At 72.8% G+C, this 16,403-nt stretch carries 11 protein-coding genes, 1 tRNA gene and 1 pseudogene; 7 read left to right on the top strand and 6 right to left on the bottom strand.

Features of this window, described 5'->3' with window-relative positions; all coding sequences use genetic code 11:
• The first annotated feature begins 60 nt into the window (after positions 1-60).
• Positions 61-411, top strand: coding sequence for a hypothetical protein (locus tag P5G59_RS00360; protein ID WP_301214916.1), 351 nt, complete (start codon positions 61-63; stop codon positions 409-411).
• A 6-nt stretch (positions 412-417) separates the two neighbouring features.
• Here P5G59_RS00360 and P5G59_RS00355 read toward each other — a convergent pair whose 3' ends face one another.
• Positions 418-1,065, bottom strand: a complete 648-nt coding sequence (locus P5G59_RS00355; RefSeq protein WP_301214914.1) for a TetR family transcriptional regulator — start codon at positions 1,063-1,065, stop codon at positions 418-420.
• A gap of 71 nt (positions 1,066-1,136) precedes the next feature.
• On the opposite strand from P5G59_RS00355, the gene P5G59_RS00350 reads away from it, so the two are divergent.
• Positions 1,137-2,480, top strand: a complete 1,344-nt coding sequence (locus P5G59_RS00350; protein ID WP_301214912.1) for a glycosyltransferase — start codon at positions 1,137-1,139, stop codon at positions 2,478-2,480.
• Here the strand turns inward: P5G59_RS00350 and P5G59_RS00345 are convergent.
• The 3 genes from P5G59_RS00345 to P5G59_RS00335 all read right to left on the bottom strand — a co-directional run bounded on the left by P5G59_RS00345 (position 2,437) and on the right by P5G59_RS00335 (position 4,960).
• A complete protein-coding gene (locus P5G59_RS00345; protein ID WP_301214910.1) occupies positions 2,437-3,414 on the bottom strand; it encodes a ribose-phosphate diphosphokinase in 978 nt (325 codons plus the stop codon). The genes P5G59_RS00350 and P5G59_RS00345 overlap by 44 nt on opposite strands.
• The gene (gene glmU, locus P5G59_RS00340) at positions 3,415-4,857 is read right to left on the bottom strand and encodes a bifunctional UDP-N-acetylglucosamine diphosphorylase/glucosamine-1-phosphate N-acetyltransferase GlmU (RefSeq protein ID WP_301214908.1); all 1,443 of its coding nucleotides are present in this window, start codon (positions 4,855-4,857) and stop codon (positions 3,415-3,417) included.
• Positions 4,858-4,888: 31 nt separating this feature from the next.
• Positions 4,889-4,960: transfer RNA gene (locus P5G59_RS00335), tRNA-Gln, on the bottom strand.
• Between the two features lie 67 nt (positions 4,961-5,027).
• Here P5G59_RS00335 and P5G59_RS00330 point away from each other — a divergent pair.
• Complete coding sequence (locus P5G59_RS00330) at positions 5,028-5,531, top strand: MarR family winged helix-turn-helix transcriptional regulator (protein WP_301214906.1); 504 nt, start codon at positions 5,028-5,030, stop codon at positions 5,529-5,531.
• A gap of 141 nt (positions 5,532-5,672) precedes the next feature.
• Positions 5,673-8,195 carry a glycosyltransferase gene (locus P5G59_RS00325; protein WP_301214904.1) on the top strand — a complete coding sequence of 841 codons (2,523 nt, stop codon included), beginning with the start codon at positions 5,673-5,675 and terminating at the stop codon, positions 8,193-8,195.
• Positions 8,196-8,272: 77 nt separating this feature from the next.
• Here the strand turns inward: P5G59_RS00325 and P5G59_RS00320 are convergent, their stop codons facing one another.
• Positions 8,273-9,904, bottom strand: coding sequence for an acyl-CoA dehydrogenase family protein (locus P5G59_RS00320; RefSeq protein ID WP_301214902.1), 1,632 nt, complete (start codon positions 9,902-9,904; stop codon positions 8,273-8,275).
• A 34-nt stretch (positions 9,905-9,938) separates the two neighbouring features.
• On the opposite strand from P5G59_RS00320, the pseudogene P5G59_RS00315 reads away from it, so the two are divergent.
• The 3 genes and pseudogenes from P5G59_RS00315 (at position 9,939) to P5G59_RS00305 (ending at position 15,231) form a co-directional block, all read left to right on the top strand.
• A pseudogene (locus P5G59_RS00315) lies at positions 9,939-10,469 on the top strand (GNAT family N-acetyltransferase).
• Positions 10,470-10,495: 26 nt separating this feature from the next.
• Positions 10,496-12,289 carry an ABC-F family ATP-binding cassette domain-containing protein gene (locus P5G59_RS00310; RefSeq protein WP_301214900.1) on the top strand — a complete coding sequence of 598 codons (1,794 nt, stop codon included), beginning with the start codon at positions 10,496-10,498 and terminating at the stop codon, positions 12,287-12,289.
• 110 nt (positions 12,290-12,399) lie between these two features.
• Positions 12,400-15,231 carry a helix-turn-helix transcriptional regulator gene (locus tag P5G59_RS00305; protein WP_301214898.1) on the top strand — a complete coding sequence of 944 codons (2,832 nt, stop codon included), beginning with the start codon at positions 12,400-12,402 and terminating at the stop codon, positions 15,229-15,231.
• A 183-nt stretch (positions 15,232-15,414) separates the two neighbouring features.
• On the opposite strand, the gene P5G59_RS00300 is transcribed toward P5G59_RS00305, so the two are convergent.
• Positions 15,415-16,350 (bottom strand): 4-(cytidine 5'-diphospho)-2-C-methyl-D-erythritol kinase, encoded by a 936-nt coding sequence (locus P5G59_RS00300; RefSeq protein ID WP_301214896.1) that lies wholly within the window; start codon positions 16,348-16,350, stop codon positions 15,415-15,417.
• Positions 16,351-16,403 lie beyond the last annotated feature (53 nt).

Raw genomic sequence — 16,403 nt, 5'->3', positions numbered from 1 at the left:
TCACCCGATCGGCGTGCACTTCTTGTGTACTCGACGGCCGGGGAGAGAGAGGATGGTGGGGTGAGCTACGAGGACCACCCGGAGCTGGCAGGGTACGAGCCGCAGGATGAGCGGCCCCTGCGCGGGCGCACGATGACGGTCGCCAGCCGCGTCTTCGTGTTCGTCGCCCTCACCGCGCTCGTGTTGCCCGGCGTCCTGCTCACCGTCAGCATCCAGACGCAGACGGCGGACTACACCTGCGGCGTCTACAGCCGCCACTACGAGCCGGAGTCGACGGGAGCCTCCGCGCGCTTCGAGCTGTTCGGCCCGCTCGGCCCCGGATGGCAGTGCTACGCGCTCAACACCGAGGGCGACGCGACGTGGGTCGCCCCGCTCGGCCTCATCCCGTCGGCGCCGCACCGGCTGCCGTGAGGAGACTCACGCCGCCGCGATGAGCGTGCGCACGGCCTCCAGGAGCCAGCTCGTGTAGCGCTCGTCGCTCCAGCCGCTCTCGCCCACGAGCTGTTGGTGACCCTCCGGCGACATGACGAACGAGAGCGCGTCGGCGAGTTCGCGCCGGCCGCCCTCGTCGAGCCGGGCGATCGACGGGAGGCCGCGCTCCCCCAGCAGCGCGACCATCGCCGCGTAGTCGGCGTGGCGGCGGCCGAGCAGGGCGGCGAGCACCGCACCGACCTCCGTGTCGTCGCGCGCGGCCGCCGTGAAGGTCGCCCAGAGCCCGGACGTGCGGGCGTTGGCGGCCGCGATGAACGGCACCAGCTCGGCGAGCATGCGGTCGGGGTCGTCGAGGGATGCGATCGCCGCGATCTCGGGACGCTCGGTGAGCGACGACTCGCCCGCCTCCCCGCCGAAGGTCAGCTCGAAGGCGGCGAGCAGCAGCGCTCGTTTCGGGCCGTGCACCTTGACGCTCTCGACCGACACCCCGGCGGACGCGGCGATGTCGGCCAGCGAGGCGCTCGCGTAGCCGCGGGCGGAGAACACCGACGCCGCGGCCTCCAGGATGCGGCGGCGCGTCTGCTGCGCGTGCTCCTGTCGCAGCGTCGAACGGTAGGGACGGGTGCCGGCCACTATTGACTACCTTCCGGGTGTAGTGAATACTGTTGACGTTTATTCGACTCTACCCGAAAGAGGTCCACCGCATGACCGCCCGCTCCCTCGACATCCTCCTGTGCAGCACCCCGGTGCACGGGCACGTGACCCCCCTGCTCGCCGTCAGCCGGGCGCTCGTGGACCGCGGCCACCGCGTCCACTTCCTCACCGGCGAGCGCTACCTCGACCGCGCGGCCGCCACCGGCGCCCACACGCTGCGACTGCCCGCCGAGGCCGACTACGACGACACCGACATGGATGCGGCCTTCCCCGGCCGCGTCGGCCTCACGGGTCCCGCGGGCATCCGCTACGACATGACCGAGATCTTCCTGCGGCCGGCGCGCGCCCAGCTCGTCGCGGTGGACGCGGTGGTGCAGCAGCTCGGCATCGACGCCGTGCTCGCGGAGAGCCTGTTCCTCGGCGCCGCACTGCTCGCCGGACGTCCACGCTCCGAACGCCCGGCGCTCCTCAACCTCGGGATCGTGCCGCTCGGGCTGAAGAGCCGCGACGCCGCGCCGTTCGGCCTCGGCGTGCCGCCCCGGCCCGGCCGGCTCGGCCGGCTCCGCAACGCCGCCCTCACCGCGGTCGCGGAGAAGGTCGTCTTCGCGCCCGTGCAGCGCGCCGCCGTCCGCGCCGGATCGGAGGCCGGCACCGGCCTGCCCGGCTTCGTGCTCGACTGGCCGTCGCACGCCGACGGCGTCATCCAGTTCACCGTCCCGGAGTTCGAGTACCCGCGCACGGACCTGCGCGTGCCGGTGCACTTCGTCGGCCCGGTCTCGCGCACGCAGGCGTCGGACACCGCGCTGCCCGCCTGGTGGTCCGACCTCGACGACGGCCGGCCTGTCGTGCACGTCACGCAGGGGACCGTCGCGAACCGCGACTTCGGAGACCTCGTGCTGCCGACCATCCGAGCCCTGGCCGATGCCGAGGTCTGGGTGGTCGCGAGCACCGGCGGGCGCCCGGTCGCCGAGCTCGGCAGCGACCTCCCGGCCAACGCACGCGTCGCCCCCTACCTGCCGTACGACCGGCTGCTCCCCCTCACGACGGTGTACGTCACGAACGGCGGCTACGGCGGCATCCACTACGCCATGGAGCACGGGGTGCCGGTCGTCGTCGCCGGCACGACCGAGGACAAGACCGAGGTGTCCGCCCGCGTCGCGTGGTCGGGCGTCGGCGTGAAGCTCGCGACCAACCGCCCGGACGCGGCCGCCGTCGGCGCGGCCGTGCGGACCGTGCTCGACGACCCCGCCTACGCGGAGCGCAGCGCACGGATCGGCCGAGCCATCCGCTCCTCGTCCGGCCTCGACGGGGTCGAGCGTGCCGTGCGGGAAACGGTCGGTGCGGAGGCGGCTACGCGGCCCCGTCGAACATCGACGTCACCGAGCCGTCGGTGAAGACCTCGCGGATCGCGTTCGCCAGCAGCGGCGCGATCGGCAGCACGGTGAGCTTGTCCCAGCGCTTGTGCTCCGGCAGCGGCAGCGTGTCGGTCACGACGACCGAGTCGATGAACTCGCTCTGCAGGAGCTCCACCGCCGGATCGCTGAAGACCGCGTGGGTCGCCGCGACGACGACGCCGGTCGCGCCCGCGGCCTTCAGTGCCTCCGCCGCCTTCACGATGGTGCGGCCGGTGTCGATCAGGTCGTCGACCAGCAGGCAGACGCGGCCGGAGACCTCGCCGACGATCTCGTGCACCGAGACCTGGTTCGGGACGAGCGGGTCGCGTCGCTTGTGGATGATCGCGAGCGGCGCGCCCAGCTTGTCGCTCCAGATGTCGGCGACGCGGACGCGGCCCATGTCGGGCGAGACGACGGTGAGAGTCGCGGGGTCGAGCTCACGGCGCATGTGCTCCAGCAGCACCGGCATAGCGAACAGGTGGTCGACGGGTCCGTCGAAGAAGCCCTGGATCTGCGCGGCGTGCAGGTCGACCGACATGATCCGGTCGGCTCCGGCGGCCTTGAACAGGTCGGCGACAAGGCGGGCCGAGATCGGCTCGCGGCCGCGGCCCTTCTTGTCCTGACGGGCGTACGGGTAGAACGGGGCCACCACGGTGATCCGCTTCGCCGAGGCGCGCTTGAGCGCATCCACCATGATGAGCTGCTCCATGAGCCACTCGTTGATCGGCGACGTGTGCGACTGGATGACGAACGCATCCGACCCGCGCACGCTCTCGTCGAACCGCGCGTAGATCTCGCCGTTGGCGAAGGTGCGGGCGTCCGTCGGGACGAGCTCGCTGCCGAGGGACTCGGCGATCTCCTGGGCGAGCTGGGGATGCGCGCGACCGGAGATCAGGACGAGACGTTTCTGGCCGGTCGCGGTGATCCCTGACACTTACTCTCCGCTCTCTTCCGCAGCACTGCTCTCTCTGGCAGCCCTGTCGGCGTCCGTGCCCGGCCGCTTCTGCGCGACCCAGCCTTCGATGTTGCGTTGCGGGGCGACGGTGATGGCGAGTGAGCCCGCCGGGACGTCCTTGCGGACGACCGTTCCGGCACCGGTGTACGCTCCGTCCCCTATCCTAACCGGCGCGACGAGCACGGTGTTCGTGGCGATGCGCACGTGCGAGCCGATCACGGTGCGGTGCTTGTTCACCCCGTCGTAGTTGGCCGTGATGACGCCCGCGCCGAGGTTGCCCTTCTCGCCCACCTCGGCGTCTCCGACGTAGTTGAAGTGGGCGAGCTTCGTGCCCTCGCCGATGACCGCGTTCTTGGTCTCGGTGAAGGTGCCGATCTTGCCCTTCGCGCCGAGCACGGTGCCCGGTCGCAGGTAGGCGAACGGCCCGACCGTCGCGCCCGCCCCGATCACGGCGAGGGTCGCGTCGGTGCGGGTGACGGTCGCGCCCTCGCCGACCTCGGTGTCGAGCAGGGTGGTGTCCGGGCCGATCGTGGCGCCGGTCTCGACGACCGTCGCGCCGCGCAGCTGCGTGCCGGGGCGGATGGTGACGTCGGGCGCCAGCTTCGTCTTCACGTCGATCCAGGTCGTCGCCGGGTCCTGGACGGTGACCCCGGCGAGCTGCCAGGTGCGCACGATGAGCGCGTTCAGCTTCGCCGCCGCGTCGCTCAGCTGCGCGCGGTCGTTGATGCCCTCGACCAGCCACGACTCGGCGACCGGCAGCGCGTCCACGTCGAAGCCGGCCTCCCGCAGCAGGCCGATGACGTCGGTCAGGTACTTCTCGCCCTGAGCGTTGTCGGTGGAGACGAGCGCCAGCTTGTCGCGCAGCGCGGCCAGACCGAAGAGGTAGATGCCCGCGTTGATCTCGCCGATCGCGCGCTCGTCGTCCGTGGCGTCCTTGTGCTCCACGATCCGGTCGAGGTGGCCCTCCGGCGTGCGCACGATGCGGCCGTAGCCGGTGGCGTCTGCCGGGAACGAGGACAGGATGGTCGCGGCGGCCTCGCCCGACCGGTGCTTCTCGATCAGCTCGCGCAGCGTGGCAGCGTCGAGCAGCGGCACGTCGCCATTGACCACCAGCACGTCGCCGGCGAAGTCGGCCGGCAGCGCCGCGACGGCCTGCTCGACGGCGCGGCCGGTGCCGGGCACCTCGTCCTGGTCGACGATCACGGCCTCCGGGAGGTCCGCCTCGATCACCTCGGCGAGCCGGTCGCGCTCGTGCCGCACAACGGCGACCACGTGCGCGGCGTCCAGCTCTCGCGCGGTGGCGAGCACGTGCGACACGATCGGCAGGCCGCCGAGCGGATGCAGCAGCTTGGGGGTCGCGGACTTCATCCGCGTGCCCTGGCCCGCCGCGAGCACGACGATGGCGAGGTTCTGGTCGGTCATGTCCCTCCAGGGGTCGGGGCGTCTCGGGACGCTCCGCCTCCAGGACTCGAACCTGGACCTCACAGCTCCAAAGGCTGTCGTGCTGCCATTACACCAAGGCGGAACGCGCGCTTCGCGCACGTGACAGTCTGCCAGACGCGCCCAGGGCCGACCCCCAATAGCATGGGGTCATGGCCGACGCACGTGACGAGGTGGACCGCATCGTGGACGCCTGGCTGCGCGAACGCCCGGACCTCGACTTCGCCCCGCTGCAGGTGCTCTCCCGGGTGGACCGCCTCTCCCGGCACCTCGACCGCGCGCGCCGCGGCGCCTTCGAGCGCTCCGACCTCGACTCGTGGGAGTTCGACGTGCTCGCGGCCCTCCGCCGCGCCGGCGCGCCGTACCAGCTGAGCCCGAAGTCGCTGCTGCAGCAGACGCTCGTCTCCTCCGGCACCATGACCAACCGCATCGACCGACTCGTCGCCCGCGGCCTCGTCGAGCGCCGCACCGACCCGAACGACGGCCGCGGCATCCTGGTGCAGATGACGGCGCAGGGTCTCACCCGCGTGGATGCGGCCATCACCCGGCTGGTGGACGCGGAGGCCGAGCTGCTCGGCGGCCTCTCCGCCGCCGACGCCGAGCGGCTCGCCGCGCTGCTGCGGAAGCTGAGCCTGGGGTTCGACGCCGGGGCGTGACGCGGCGACTGCGCACCTGCGGAACGTTCGCGCCCGCGCGACCCGCCGCAGTCGTTCCGAGGCGCCGCAGTCGCGGCCTCAGAGCAGCGGCACATACCGCTCCCAGGTGACCGTTATGCCGCTCTCATAAAATCGGCGCTGATGAGACTCTCCCGACTGAAGCGACTCCCCTCCCGGGCCAAGCGCGCCGCGCGCTACGAGATCCACGCGCACTGGCGCCGTCAGCCGATCGTCCAGGGGTCGGTGTTCTACGAGTCGTTCTCCGGCAACGGGATGCTGGACAACCCGGAGGCGGTCTTCCGCGAGCTGCTGGCCGCCCCCGATCTGAAGCACCTCACCCACATCTGGGCGCTCTCCGACCTGCGGCTGTACCGCGCGGCCGTCGAGGAGTTCGCCGGCGACCCCCGGGTCAGCTTCGTCCGCTACGGCTCCGCCGCGTACTACCGCGCACTCGCCACCAGCCAGTACCTCGTCAACAACGCGACCTTCCCGCCGGACTTCTCCAAGCGTCCCGGCCAGGTGTACCTCAACACGTGGCACGGCACGCCGCTGAAGCGCATGGGTTACGACATCGAGGACGGCGCGCTCGGCACCGCCAACATCATCCGCAACTTCGTGCAGGCCGACTACCTGCTGTCGGCGAACCCGTTCATGTCGGAGCAGATGTACGAGACCGGGTACAAGCTCACCGGCGTCTACCGGGGGACGCTGGTCGAGGAGGGCTACCCGCGCATCGACCGCCAGTTCCTCGACGACGCCGGCAGGGAGCGCGTGCGGCAGCGGCTCGTGGACGCCGGCATCCCGCTCGGCGACCGCCAGATCATCCTGTACGCGCCGACCTGGAAGGGCCAGACCTTCGGGCGGCCGGAGGACGACCTCGACCTCCTCCTCGCGCACATCGCGCAGATCGAGGAGCGCCTCGACACCAGCCGCTACGCGGTGCTGCTGAAGACGCACCAGACCGTTCACTCGATGGCGGCACACCGCCCGGAGCTGGCGCGGATGCTGGTCCCCAACGAGATCCCGACGAACCTCGTCCTCGGCGCGACCGACATGCTCATCTCCGACTACTCGAGCATCTTCTTCGACTTCCTGCAGACCGGCCGGCCGATCGTGTTCTTCACGCCCGACCTCGCCGACTACGCGGGCACCCGCGGGCTCTACTTCGAGCCGGAGGAGTGGCCCGGTCCCGTGCTCATGTCCGCGCGGGAGGTCGGCGACGCGCTGCACGCCATCGCCGACGCCGGGGGCCGGCTGCCCGAGGAGTCGCGCGAGCGCTACCTCTCCATGCAGCGCCGGTTCACCCCCTACGAGGACGGCGGCGCCTCCCGCCGCGTCGTCGACATCGTGTTCCGCGGCGTCCGCGACGGCTACCGGCTGCGCACCGACCTGGCCGACGACGGCCGCGAGAAGGTGCTGCTGTACCTGGGCGGGATGCGCCCCAACGGCATCACCACCTCCGCGCTCAACCTGCTCAACAACATCGACCACGAGCGGTACGACGTCTCCGCGTTCTTCGCGCAGAGCCGGTCCGGTGTGGTGATCGCGAAGCAGCGGCAGATCCATCCCGACGTCCGCCAGTTCCCCCGGGTCGGCGGGATGAACGGCGCGAAGCTCGTGCACCTCGCGCGGCACCTCGACTTCCGGCGCGGGCGCATCGCGCAGCACGCCGACATCCCCGCGCAGAACCGGCTGTGGGACGACGAGTGGTACCGCTGCTTCGGCGACAGCCGGTTCGACTACGTGGTCGACTTCTCCGGGTACGGGCCGTTCTGGGCGACCCTGCTGCTGCACTCCCCCGAGGCGCAGCGCGCGATCTGGCTGCACAACGACCTGGCGTCGGACGCGCACCGCGAGGTGAACGGCGAGAAGCGGATGCTGCACAGCCTCACCCAGATCTTCACGCTCTACGGCCAGTACGACCACCTGGTGTCCGTCTCCCCCACCCTGGCGGAGATCAACCGCGCGTCGCTCGCCGATTACGCGGCGCCGGAGAAGTTCGTCTCGGCGCTCAACACGGTCGACGCCGAGCACATCCTGGAGAACGCCGGCGCCGACCTGCACGAGCTGACCTTCGACGAGGAGACCGGGAGCATCCCGGACTGGGCGGAGCTGCTGCTGGCGGACGACGACGTCACCACCTTCGTCAACGTCGGGCGCCTGTCGCCCGAGAAGAACCAGGCGCGGCTCATCGACGCGTTCGCCGCAGTGCACGCCGAGAACCCGAAGACGCGCCTCGTGATCGTCGGCTCCGGCCCGCTCGCGGGCGACCTGGAGGCCCAGGCCGCCGCTCTCGGGCTCGAGGGCTCCGTGTTCCTCACCGGGATGCAGCGCAACCCGCACGCCATCATGGCGAAGGCGGACTGCTTCGTGCTGTCCAGCGACTACGAGGGCCAGCCGATGGTGCTCCTGGAGGCGCTGGTGCTGCAGCTGCCGATCGTCACCGTGGAGTTCGCCTCCGCGAAGAACGCGCTCCCGGTCGGAAGTGGCATGGTGGTCCCGCAGACGGTCGAGGGCGTCGCCGACGGCATGCGCGCGTTCCTCGCCGGTGCGGTCCCGGACAGCCGCTTCGACTACGCCGCCTACAACCGCAAGGCCGTCTCCGAGTTCTACCGCGCGATCGGCGCCGTCCCCGCCCCCGCTCCCACCCCCGCCGACTCCTGACCCCAGCCGTCAGCTCCTGAGTTGTTCGACTTCGCCGCGGCGTGTCGCTCGAACAACTCAGGAGCTGACGGCTGGGGTCAGGCGCGGGCGATGAGAGGGGCGAGGGAGAGGCCGGAGGGGAGCTCGCCGTAGAGGGAGCCGCGCTCGGGGCCGAGGCGGGCCGCGACGAACGCGTCGGCGACCGGATCCGGGGCGTCGCGGATGAGCAGCGAGGCCTGGAGGGCGAGCGCGAGAGCGGCGACCAGGGGACGGACGGCGGCCTCGGCACCCGCCGGGTCGGCATCGGCGCCCGCGACGCACGACGCCACCCGGGCGCGCAGCCGATCGTGGTGCGCGTGGAACGTGCGGTACACCCCGCGGGCGCCCGCCAGTTCCGCGTCGAACGCCTCCCAGGCCGCCGGCTCCCGCCGCAGCGCCCGGAGCACGTCGAGCGCGATGACGTTGCCCGAGCCCTCCCAGATCGCCATCACCGGCTGTTCCCGGTACCGCCGGGCCAGCGGGAACGCCTCGGTGTAGCCGTTGCCGCCGAGGCACTCCAGCGCCTCGTACGCGTGCCCGGGTCCGCGCTTGCAGACCCAGTACTTGGTCACCGCCGTCGCCAGCCGGCGGAAGGCGGCGTCGCTGTCCGGCGCGTCCGCATCGTGGGCGCGCGCCAGCCGCAGCGCGACCGTCGTGGCCGCCTCCGACTCCAGCGCCAGGTCCGCGAGCACGGCGGCCATCGCCGGTTGGTCGACCAGCTTCGCGCCGAAGGCGGAGCGGTGCCGCACGTGCCAGGCGGCCTCCGCGACCGCCTGCCGCATCCCTGCCGCCGTGCCGTACACGCAGTCGAGCCGCGTGCGGTTCACCATCTCCAGGATGGTGCGCACGCCGCGTCCCTCCTCCCCCAGCAGGTACCCGACCGTCCCGTCGAACTCGACCTCGCTCGACGCGTTGGAGCGGTTGCCGAGCTTGTCCTTCAGCCGCTGCAGCAGGAAGACGTTGCGGTCGCCGTCCTCCAGCACCCGCGGGACGAGGAAGCAGGACAGCCCGGAGGCCGTCTGCGCGAGCACCAGGAACGCGTCGGACATCGGCGCCGAGCAGAACCACTTGTGCCCGGTGAGCAGCCAGCGGCCGTCGCCGTCGGCGAGCGCGCGCGTGGTGTTGGCCCGCACGTCCGAGCCGCCCTGCTTCTCGGTCATGGCCATCCCGAACAGGGCGGAGCTCTTGCCCGCGCGGAGCCGCCCGTCGTACTCGCGGCTGAGGAGGCGCGGCATCCACTCGGCGGCGAGCGCGCCGGATGCGGCCAGCGCGGGCACCGCCGCGTGCGTCATCGAGACCGGGCAGGCGTGCCCCGGCTCGACCTGGGCGAACAGCATGAAGGCGGCCGCGCGGGCCACGTTCGCACCCGGCCGGGGCTCGGCCCACGCGGAGGTGTGGGCGCCTGCGGCCACGGCCGCCGCGATGACGCGGTGGTAGCCGTCGTCGTATTCGACCTCGTCGATGCGCTCGCCCCAGCGGTCGAACGCGCGCAGCTGCGGCTCGTGCACGGTGGCGAGCTCGGCATCCCGCTGGAACCCGGCGGAGCCGACCAGCCGGCCGACCTCGTCGAGCGCGCTCGCCGCCCACCCGGCGTCGAGCCGTTCGACGCCCTCCCGCAGCGGCGCATTGGCCGCGAACTCGTCGATGTCGACGCGTGGCGGTGCCTGGTTCACGACGGTGTGGGTGACCATGGCGGGAGTCTAACCGCCGCACTAGGCTGGCCGGATGCTCGAGCCGGACATCCGCACCGCTCGCCTGCTGCTGCGCCCCTGGCGGGCGGAGGACGCCGCGTTCGCGTTCGATCTGTACTCGCGCTGGGAGGTGGCGCGCTTCCTCGGGCGGGCACCGCGCGCGATGGAGCGTCCGGAGGAGGGACGCGACCTCGTCGAGCGGCTGCAGGCACGCGAGGACGCGCGGTCCGCCTACCGCGTCGTCGAGGTGCTCGGCACGGGCGTCGCCGTCGGCACCGTCATGGCGAAGCCGATCCCCGCCTCCGGCCCGGAGCCGCTACTTCCGTCGGCCGACGCCGAGATCGGCTGGCACTTCCACCCCGACCACTGGGGCCTCGGCTGAGCGGCCGAGGCGGCGTCCGCGCTGCTCGCCGCGGCCCTCGCCTCCGGCCTCCCGCGCGTGGTGGCCGTGACCTATCCCGGCAACCTCCCGTCGCAGCGGTTGGCGGAGCGGATCGGGATGCGGCGCCTCGGTACGACCGGCGCCTATTACAACGCCGCCCTGGAGCTGTTCGAGGCGCCCTGACACCCCCGGGTAGGCTTGACAGCCTCATGGCACACCTTCTCGGCGCGGAAGCGCTGCACCTGGAGTTCCCGACGCGCACCGTCTTCGACTCCGTCACACTCGGCATCTCGGAAGGCGATCGGATCGGCGTCGTCGGCCGCAACGGCGACGGCAAGTCGACCCTGCTGCAGCTGCTCGCGGGCCGCCTGGAGCCGGACTCCGGCCGGGTGACCAGGCGGCGCGGCGTGACCGTCGGGATGCTCGACCAGCGCGACGAGCTCCCGCCCCAGCTGACCGTCGGGCACGCGATCGTCGGCGACCGCGAGGAGCACGTGTGGGCGGGCGACCCGCGGGTGCGCGACGTCCTAGCCGGGCTCGTCTCCGACATCCGCTGGGATGCGACCATCGGCGAGCTCTCCGGCGGGCAGCGGCGCCGGGTGGCGCTGGCGGCGCTGCTGGTGCACGACCACGACATCCTCTTCCTCGACGAGCCGACCAACCACCTGGACGTGGAGGGCGTCGCCTGGCTCGCCCAGCACCTCAAGACCCGCTGGGCCGCGGGCTCCGGCGCGGTCGTCGTCGTCACGCACGACCGCTGGTTCCTCGACGAGGTGTCGACGACCACGTGGGAGGTGCACGACGGGATCGTGGAGCCCTTCGAGGGCGGCTACGCCGCGTACGTGCTGCAGCGGGTGGAGCGCGACCGGATGGCGGCCGTCGCCGAGACGAAGCGCCAGAACCTCATGCGCAAGGAGCTCGCCTGGCTGCGCCGAGGAGCCCCCGCGCGCACGTCCAAGCCGAAGTTCCGGATGGACGCGGCCGCCACGCTCATCGCCGACGAGCCGCCGCCGCGCGACACGGTCGAGCTGACCACGATGGCGACGGCCCGGCTTGGCAAGGACGTCGTCGACCTCATCGACGTGTCCGTGTCGTACCCGCCGAAGACGGTGCTGCGCGACGTCGAGTGGCGGATCGCGCCGGGCGAGCGCACCGGCATCCTCGGCGTCAACGGCGCGGGCAAGTCGACGCTGCTCGGGCTCGTCGCCGGCACCGTGCGGGCCGACTCGGGGACGGTGAAGCGTGGGAAGACGGTGAAGATCGCCACGCTGACCCAGCAACTCGCCGAGCTCGACGACGTCCAGGAGGAGCGGGTCAGCGCGGTCGTCGCCACCAAGCGCACCACGTACCTCGCGGGCGGCAAGGAGGTCACGCCGGGGCAGCTGCTGGAGCGGCTGGGCTTCTCGAACGCGCAGCTCTCCACCCCGGTGAAGGACCTCTCGGGCGGCCAGAAGCGCCGCCTCCAGCTGCTGCTCATCCTGCTCGACGAGCCGAACGTGCTGATCCTCGACGAGCCGACGAACGACCTCGACACCGACATGCTGGCCGCGATGGAGGATCTGCTCGACTCCTGGCCCGGGACGCTGCTCGTCGTCTCCCACGACCGGTACCTGCTGGAGCGCGTGACCGACCAGCAGTACGCCATCCTCGACGGGAGGCTGCGCCACCTCCCCGGAGGCGTCGACGAGTACCTGCGGCTGCGGCGGGCGCAGAGCGCGGCGGAGTCGGGCGCTGCGCCGGTCGCCGAGGCGGCGGCGACGACGGCGACCCCGGCGCTCACCGGCTCCGCGCTGCGCGCCGCCGAGAAGGAGCTGTCGGCGCTCGACCGGCGGCTCGCCAAGGTCACCGACCAGGTCGCGGCCAAGCACGAGGAGCTCGCGCGCCACGACCAGAGCGACTACGTCGGCCTGGGCCGGCTCACCGACGAGCTGCGCGCCCTGGAGGGCGAGATCGCCGACCTGGAGACGCGCTGGCTGGAGCTGTCCGAGCAGCTGGAGGGCTAGCGACACGCCGCACCCCCGGACTGGGGAACGAAGCTTTCCTCCCGCTGTGCGATGATCCAGGGACTCGACCGCACCCGACCCGACGCGGCCGACAGGGACAGGAGCCACGCGTGACCGACGAGAACCGGGCCGGCCCGCGGCCCCTCTTCGGACGGGACCGCGCGCGCGAGACCATCCTCCTGGTGGCCCATCGGGCCCGCGACGAGGGCGGCGCGGTGCTCGTCACCGGCGAGGCGGGCCTCGGCAAGACGGCGCTGCTCGCGGATGTGGCGGAGCGGCTCGACGGCTGGACCGTGCTGCGGGTGCACGCCGACTCCTTCGAGTCCGACCTGGCCTACGCGACCGTCGAGACGCTGGTCCGCGGGCTGAACGCCCTGCGCACGGGAGGTGCGAGCGCCACCGGCGGCCGCGGCGCCGCCATCCGGCCCCCGGCTCCCGGAGACGACCCGCTGACGGTCGGCCGTCTCCTCCTGGACGCCATCGACGCGATCGACGGCCCCGTCTGCCTCGTCGTCGACGACGCCCAGTGGGTGGACGAGCCGTCGGCGCGCGCCCTCCGCTTCGTCGTCCGGCGCCTCTCGCACCAGGGCTTCCTGTTCACCGCCGCCTCCCGGCCGCAGCAGAGCAGCCTGGTGACCCTGTTCGACGACGTCGCCGACGTGACCGCCAACCACGCGCGCGTCGACCTCACGCCGCTGACGGTCGGCGACACCCAGGAGCTCGCTCAGCACCTGCTGGGCCACCCGGTGTCGCGGCGCACCGCCACCCGGCTCACCGAGGCGACGCAGGGCTCGCCCCTGCTGCTCAGCGTGCTGCTCGGGCATCTGCGCGACACGTTCTCGCAGGCGCTGCACCCGGCGGGCTGGGACCTCCCGGCGACGGCGATCACCCCGCTGTCGACCGCGATCGCCGCGTCCCTCGAGGGCGCCGACCCGTCCGTCCGCACCGCCGCCGAGCTGGTCGCCGTGCTGCGCGACCCGCTGCCGCTGCCCGTGGTCGGGACGATCGCCGCACGCCTCGGCGTCGAGGTCGACGTGCCGGGCGCCGTGGCGCGCGGACTGGTGCTCGCCGAGACGCGGGACGGCGTGGTGCGGGTCGAGCCGGCGCACGCCATCCTCGCCGACGCCCTCGCGGCCGAGCTGACCCTGGAGCGCCGGGTCGCCATCCACCGGGTGGCGGCCGACGTGCTCTCCGGGCACCGAGCCCTGCGTCACCGGGTGGAGGCGGCGGACCGCGCCGACCCCACCCTGATCGACGAGCTGCTCGCCGCGGCGCTGTCCGCCTCCGACCTCGGGCAGGCGGAGCAGGCGCTCAGCTACGCGCGCTCCGCCGTCGACCTGGCGTCGGACGGCGAGGCGGAGCGGGCGTTGCTCGAACTGGGCCTGATCGCGATGCGGTTCCGGATGCACGAGCGCATCCTGGAGCTTCGGCCGGCGTACGAGGCCGCGACGCCGTCCCCGACCCGCGACGCCGTGCTGCTGGAGATCCGCACCCTCTCGCGCGACCTCCCGGGTGCGCTCACGCTCGCGCTCGCCTTCGAGGAGCGCCCCGCCACCACGCCCGACGAGCGTGCCCTCCGCTCGCATGTCGCCGAGGCTCTGCCGAAGGTGCTGATGGCGATGGGCGACTTCCCCGCGGTGCTCGACCACCTGGAGGCGGCCCGGCGGCACATCGCCGAGAGCCCGGACCCGGCGGAGGTCTCCGATCCCGCTCTGCGCTGGCTGGCCGCTCCGCAGGACGACCTGACGCGGCTGCTCGGTTGGGCGGTCATCTCGGCGGCGCACGCGCGCCGGCCGGAGCTGTTCGTCCCGCTCGTCGCCGAGCTCGACGCGCTGATCGTGGGCCACGAGTCGCCCGCCGCCATCGACGCCCTGGTGGCTCGCTGCCGCGTGTTCATCATGAGCGGCGACCTGGCGCGGGCACGGGCCGACCTGGCGCAGGCCAACGACCTCGTGCGCCGCTACCCGGGCAGCTGGACGGCCGGTTTCGCCCGCACGATCTACGCGCACATCCTGTACCTCACCGGCGAGTGGGAGGAGTCGGTGACGCTGGCCGACACCGCCGTCGCCCTGGCGCTCGACGAGACCGACCTCTCCTGCTGGCCGATCGCCCTGTGGACGTCCGCGCTCGTGCGCGCCGGCCGCGGCGAGGCCGAGGCGGTCGAGGAGCGGCTGCGCGCGGCGGCGCAGGCCGACCCGCGCATCACGGGCTCGTACGACGGCGACCTGCCGTACCTGGCCCGCGCGGAGCTCGCGCGCGCCCTCGGCCGACCCGAGGACCAGCTGGCCGCGACTGAGCAGGCCGAGGCCGCGGGCAACCGCGGGTCGACGCTCGGCTGGCTGACCTACCGGGTGGACGCGCTGGCGGCGCTGGGCCGCGCGGCCGACGCCCGCACGGCGTACCAGGCGGCCGCTGCGCCCGGGCTCTGGCGTCCCTACTACGGTTCGCTACGCTGGCTCGAGGGCCGGGTGCTGGAGGCGGAGGGCCGCACCGCCGACGCGCGCACGGCCTACGAGGAGGCCGCCGCCGACCCGGCCGGAGCCCTGTTCCCGCTACCCCAGGCGATCGCGGCCTTCGACGCCGGCCGCCTCGCCGCCGCCGCCCGCGGCACGCAGGCGGCTCGCGCCCGTGCACTGCTGGAGTCCGCCGCAGCCACATTCCGACGACTCGGCGCCTCCGGCTACCTCGCCCGGACGGTCCGGCTGCTCGACGAGACCACCGCGGTCACCACCTCCACCGACCCGCTGGCGACCCTGACGACGCGGGAGCGCCAGGTCGCCCACGCGCTCGCGACCGGGATGACGAACAAGGAGATCGCCGAGCACCTGTACGTGTCGGTCACGACGGTGAACTTCCACGTGCGCAACATCCTCGCCAAGCTCGGTCTGCGCTCCCGCCGCGAGCTTCGCGCCCTCTCGCGGAGGCGGCCCGTCAAGTCTTGACGGTTTCGCCGTCTCGGCTGGGATCGGCGGGCGAGCGGTGGATAGTGTGAAGACACCTGGGATGCCCGGTCCCGGACGTGGAAACGCTTCTCACCTTCTCGACGAATCGTCTCAACCCGACGCGGCCTGCGGCCGGGCATCCTCGGGCAGACCCGACGGCTCCGGCCGGTCTCTTCGTCTTCGTCAGTCTCCGACGACGCGGGCGCCGTGGACGGGGCCGGTCGCGCGCACGGCATGCACGCGCGCGGCGCTCAGCGCGATCTGGAGGTCGATCGCCGAATCCAGGTCGGAGGTCAGGAACGCCACGGTCGGTCCGGAGCCGGAGACGATGCCCGCGAGCGCGCCGTTCGTCTCGCCCAGCTCGATGACGTCCGCCAGCTCCGGGACGAGGTGGATGGCCGGGGCCTGCAGGTCGTTCGTCAGCGCCTCCGCCAGCATGGCCGGGTCGCCGGCGCGCAGGGCCTGCAGCACGCCGGAGTCCACCGTCGGAGTCAGCTGCGCCGGCGCGATGTCGCCGGCGTGCCGCTCGCGGTGCCGGTCGAGCTCCCGGTACACCTGGGGCGTGCTCAGCTCGCCCCCGGGGAGGGCGAGCACCCAGTGGAACTGGCCGGTCGCCAGCGCAGGGCTCAGCCGGTCGCCGCGTCCCGTGCCGATCGCGGTCCCGCCGAGCAGCGCGAACGGCACATCGGCGCCCAGCCGGGCTGCCAGTGTCTGCAGCTCGTCGCGGCCGACGTCGGTCCCCCACAGCGCATCGCAGGCGACGAGTGTCGCGGCCGCGTCGGCCGACCCCCCGCCCATGCCTCCCGCGACGGGCACGTGCTTCTCGATCTCCAGGCGGACGCCGCCGGTGTAGCCGGTGCGCTTCGCCAGCAGCCGGGCGGCCTTGATCGCCAGGTTGGACTCGTCGAGGGGCACGGAGGCGGTGTCGATGCTGCCGCTGAAGCCCACCGAGAACTCGTCGTCGGGGTAGGCGCGCACGTCCTCGTAGAGGGACACGGCCTGGTAGGCGGTCGCGACGTCGTGGTAGCCGTCCTCCATGACCGCACCGACGCGCATGAACACGTTGATCTTGCCCGGCGCGCGAACGTGCACGCTGTCAACGTCCCAGCCGTCCACCATGCTTCCAACCTACACACCCGAAGCGCTCAGCGCTGTGCGGTGCCCGGCCGGGC

The sequence above is a fragment of the Leifsonia virtsii genome (genome assembly GCF_030433675.1).
Lineage (GTDB): Bacteria > Actinomycetota > Actinomycetes > Actinomycetales > Microbacteriaceae > Leifsonia > Leifsonia virtsii.
The sequence above is the reverse complement of the archived record's forward strand: the minus strand, read 5'-3'. Positions and strand labels throughout refer to the sequence as shown.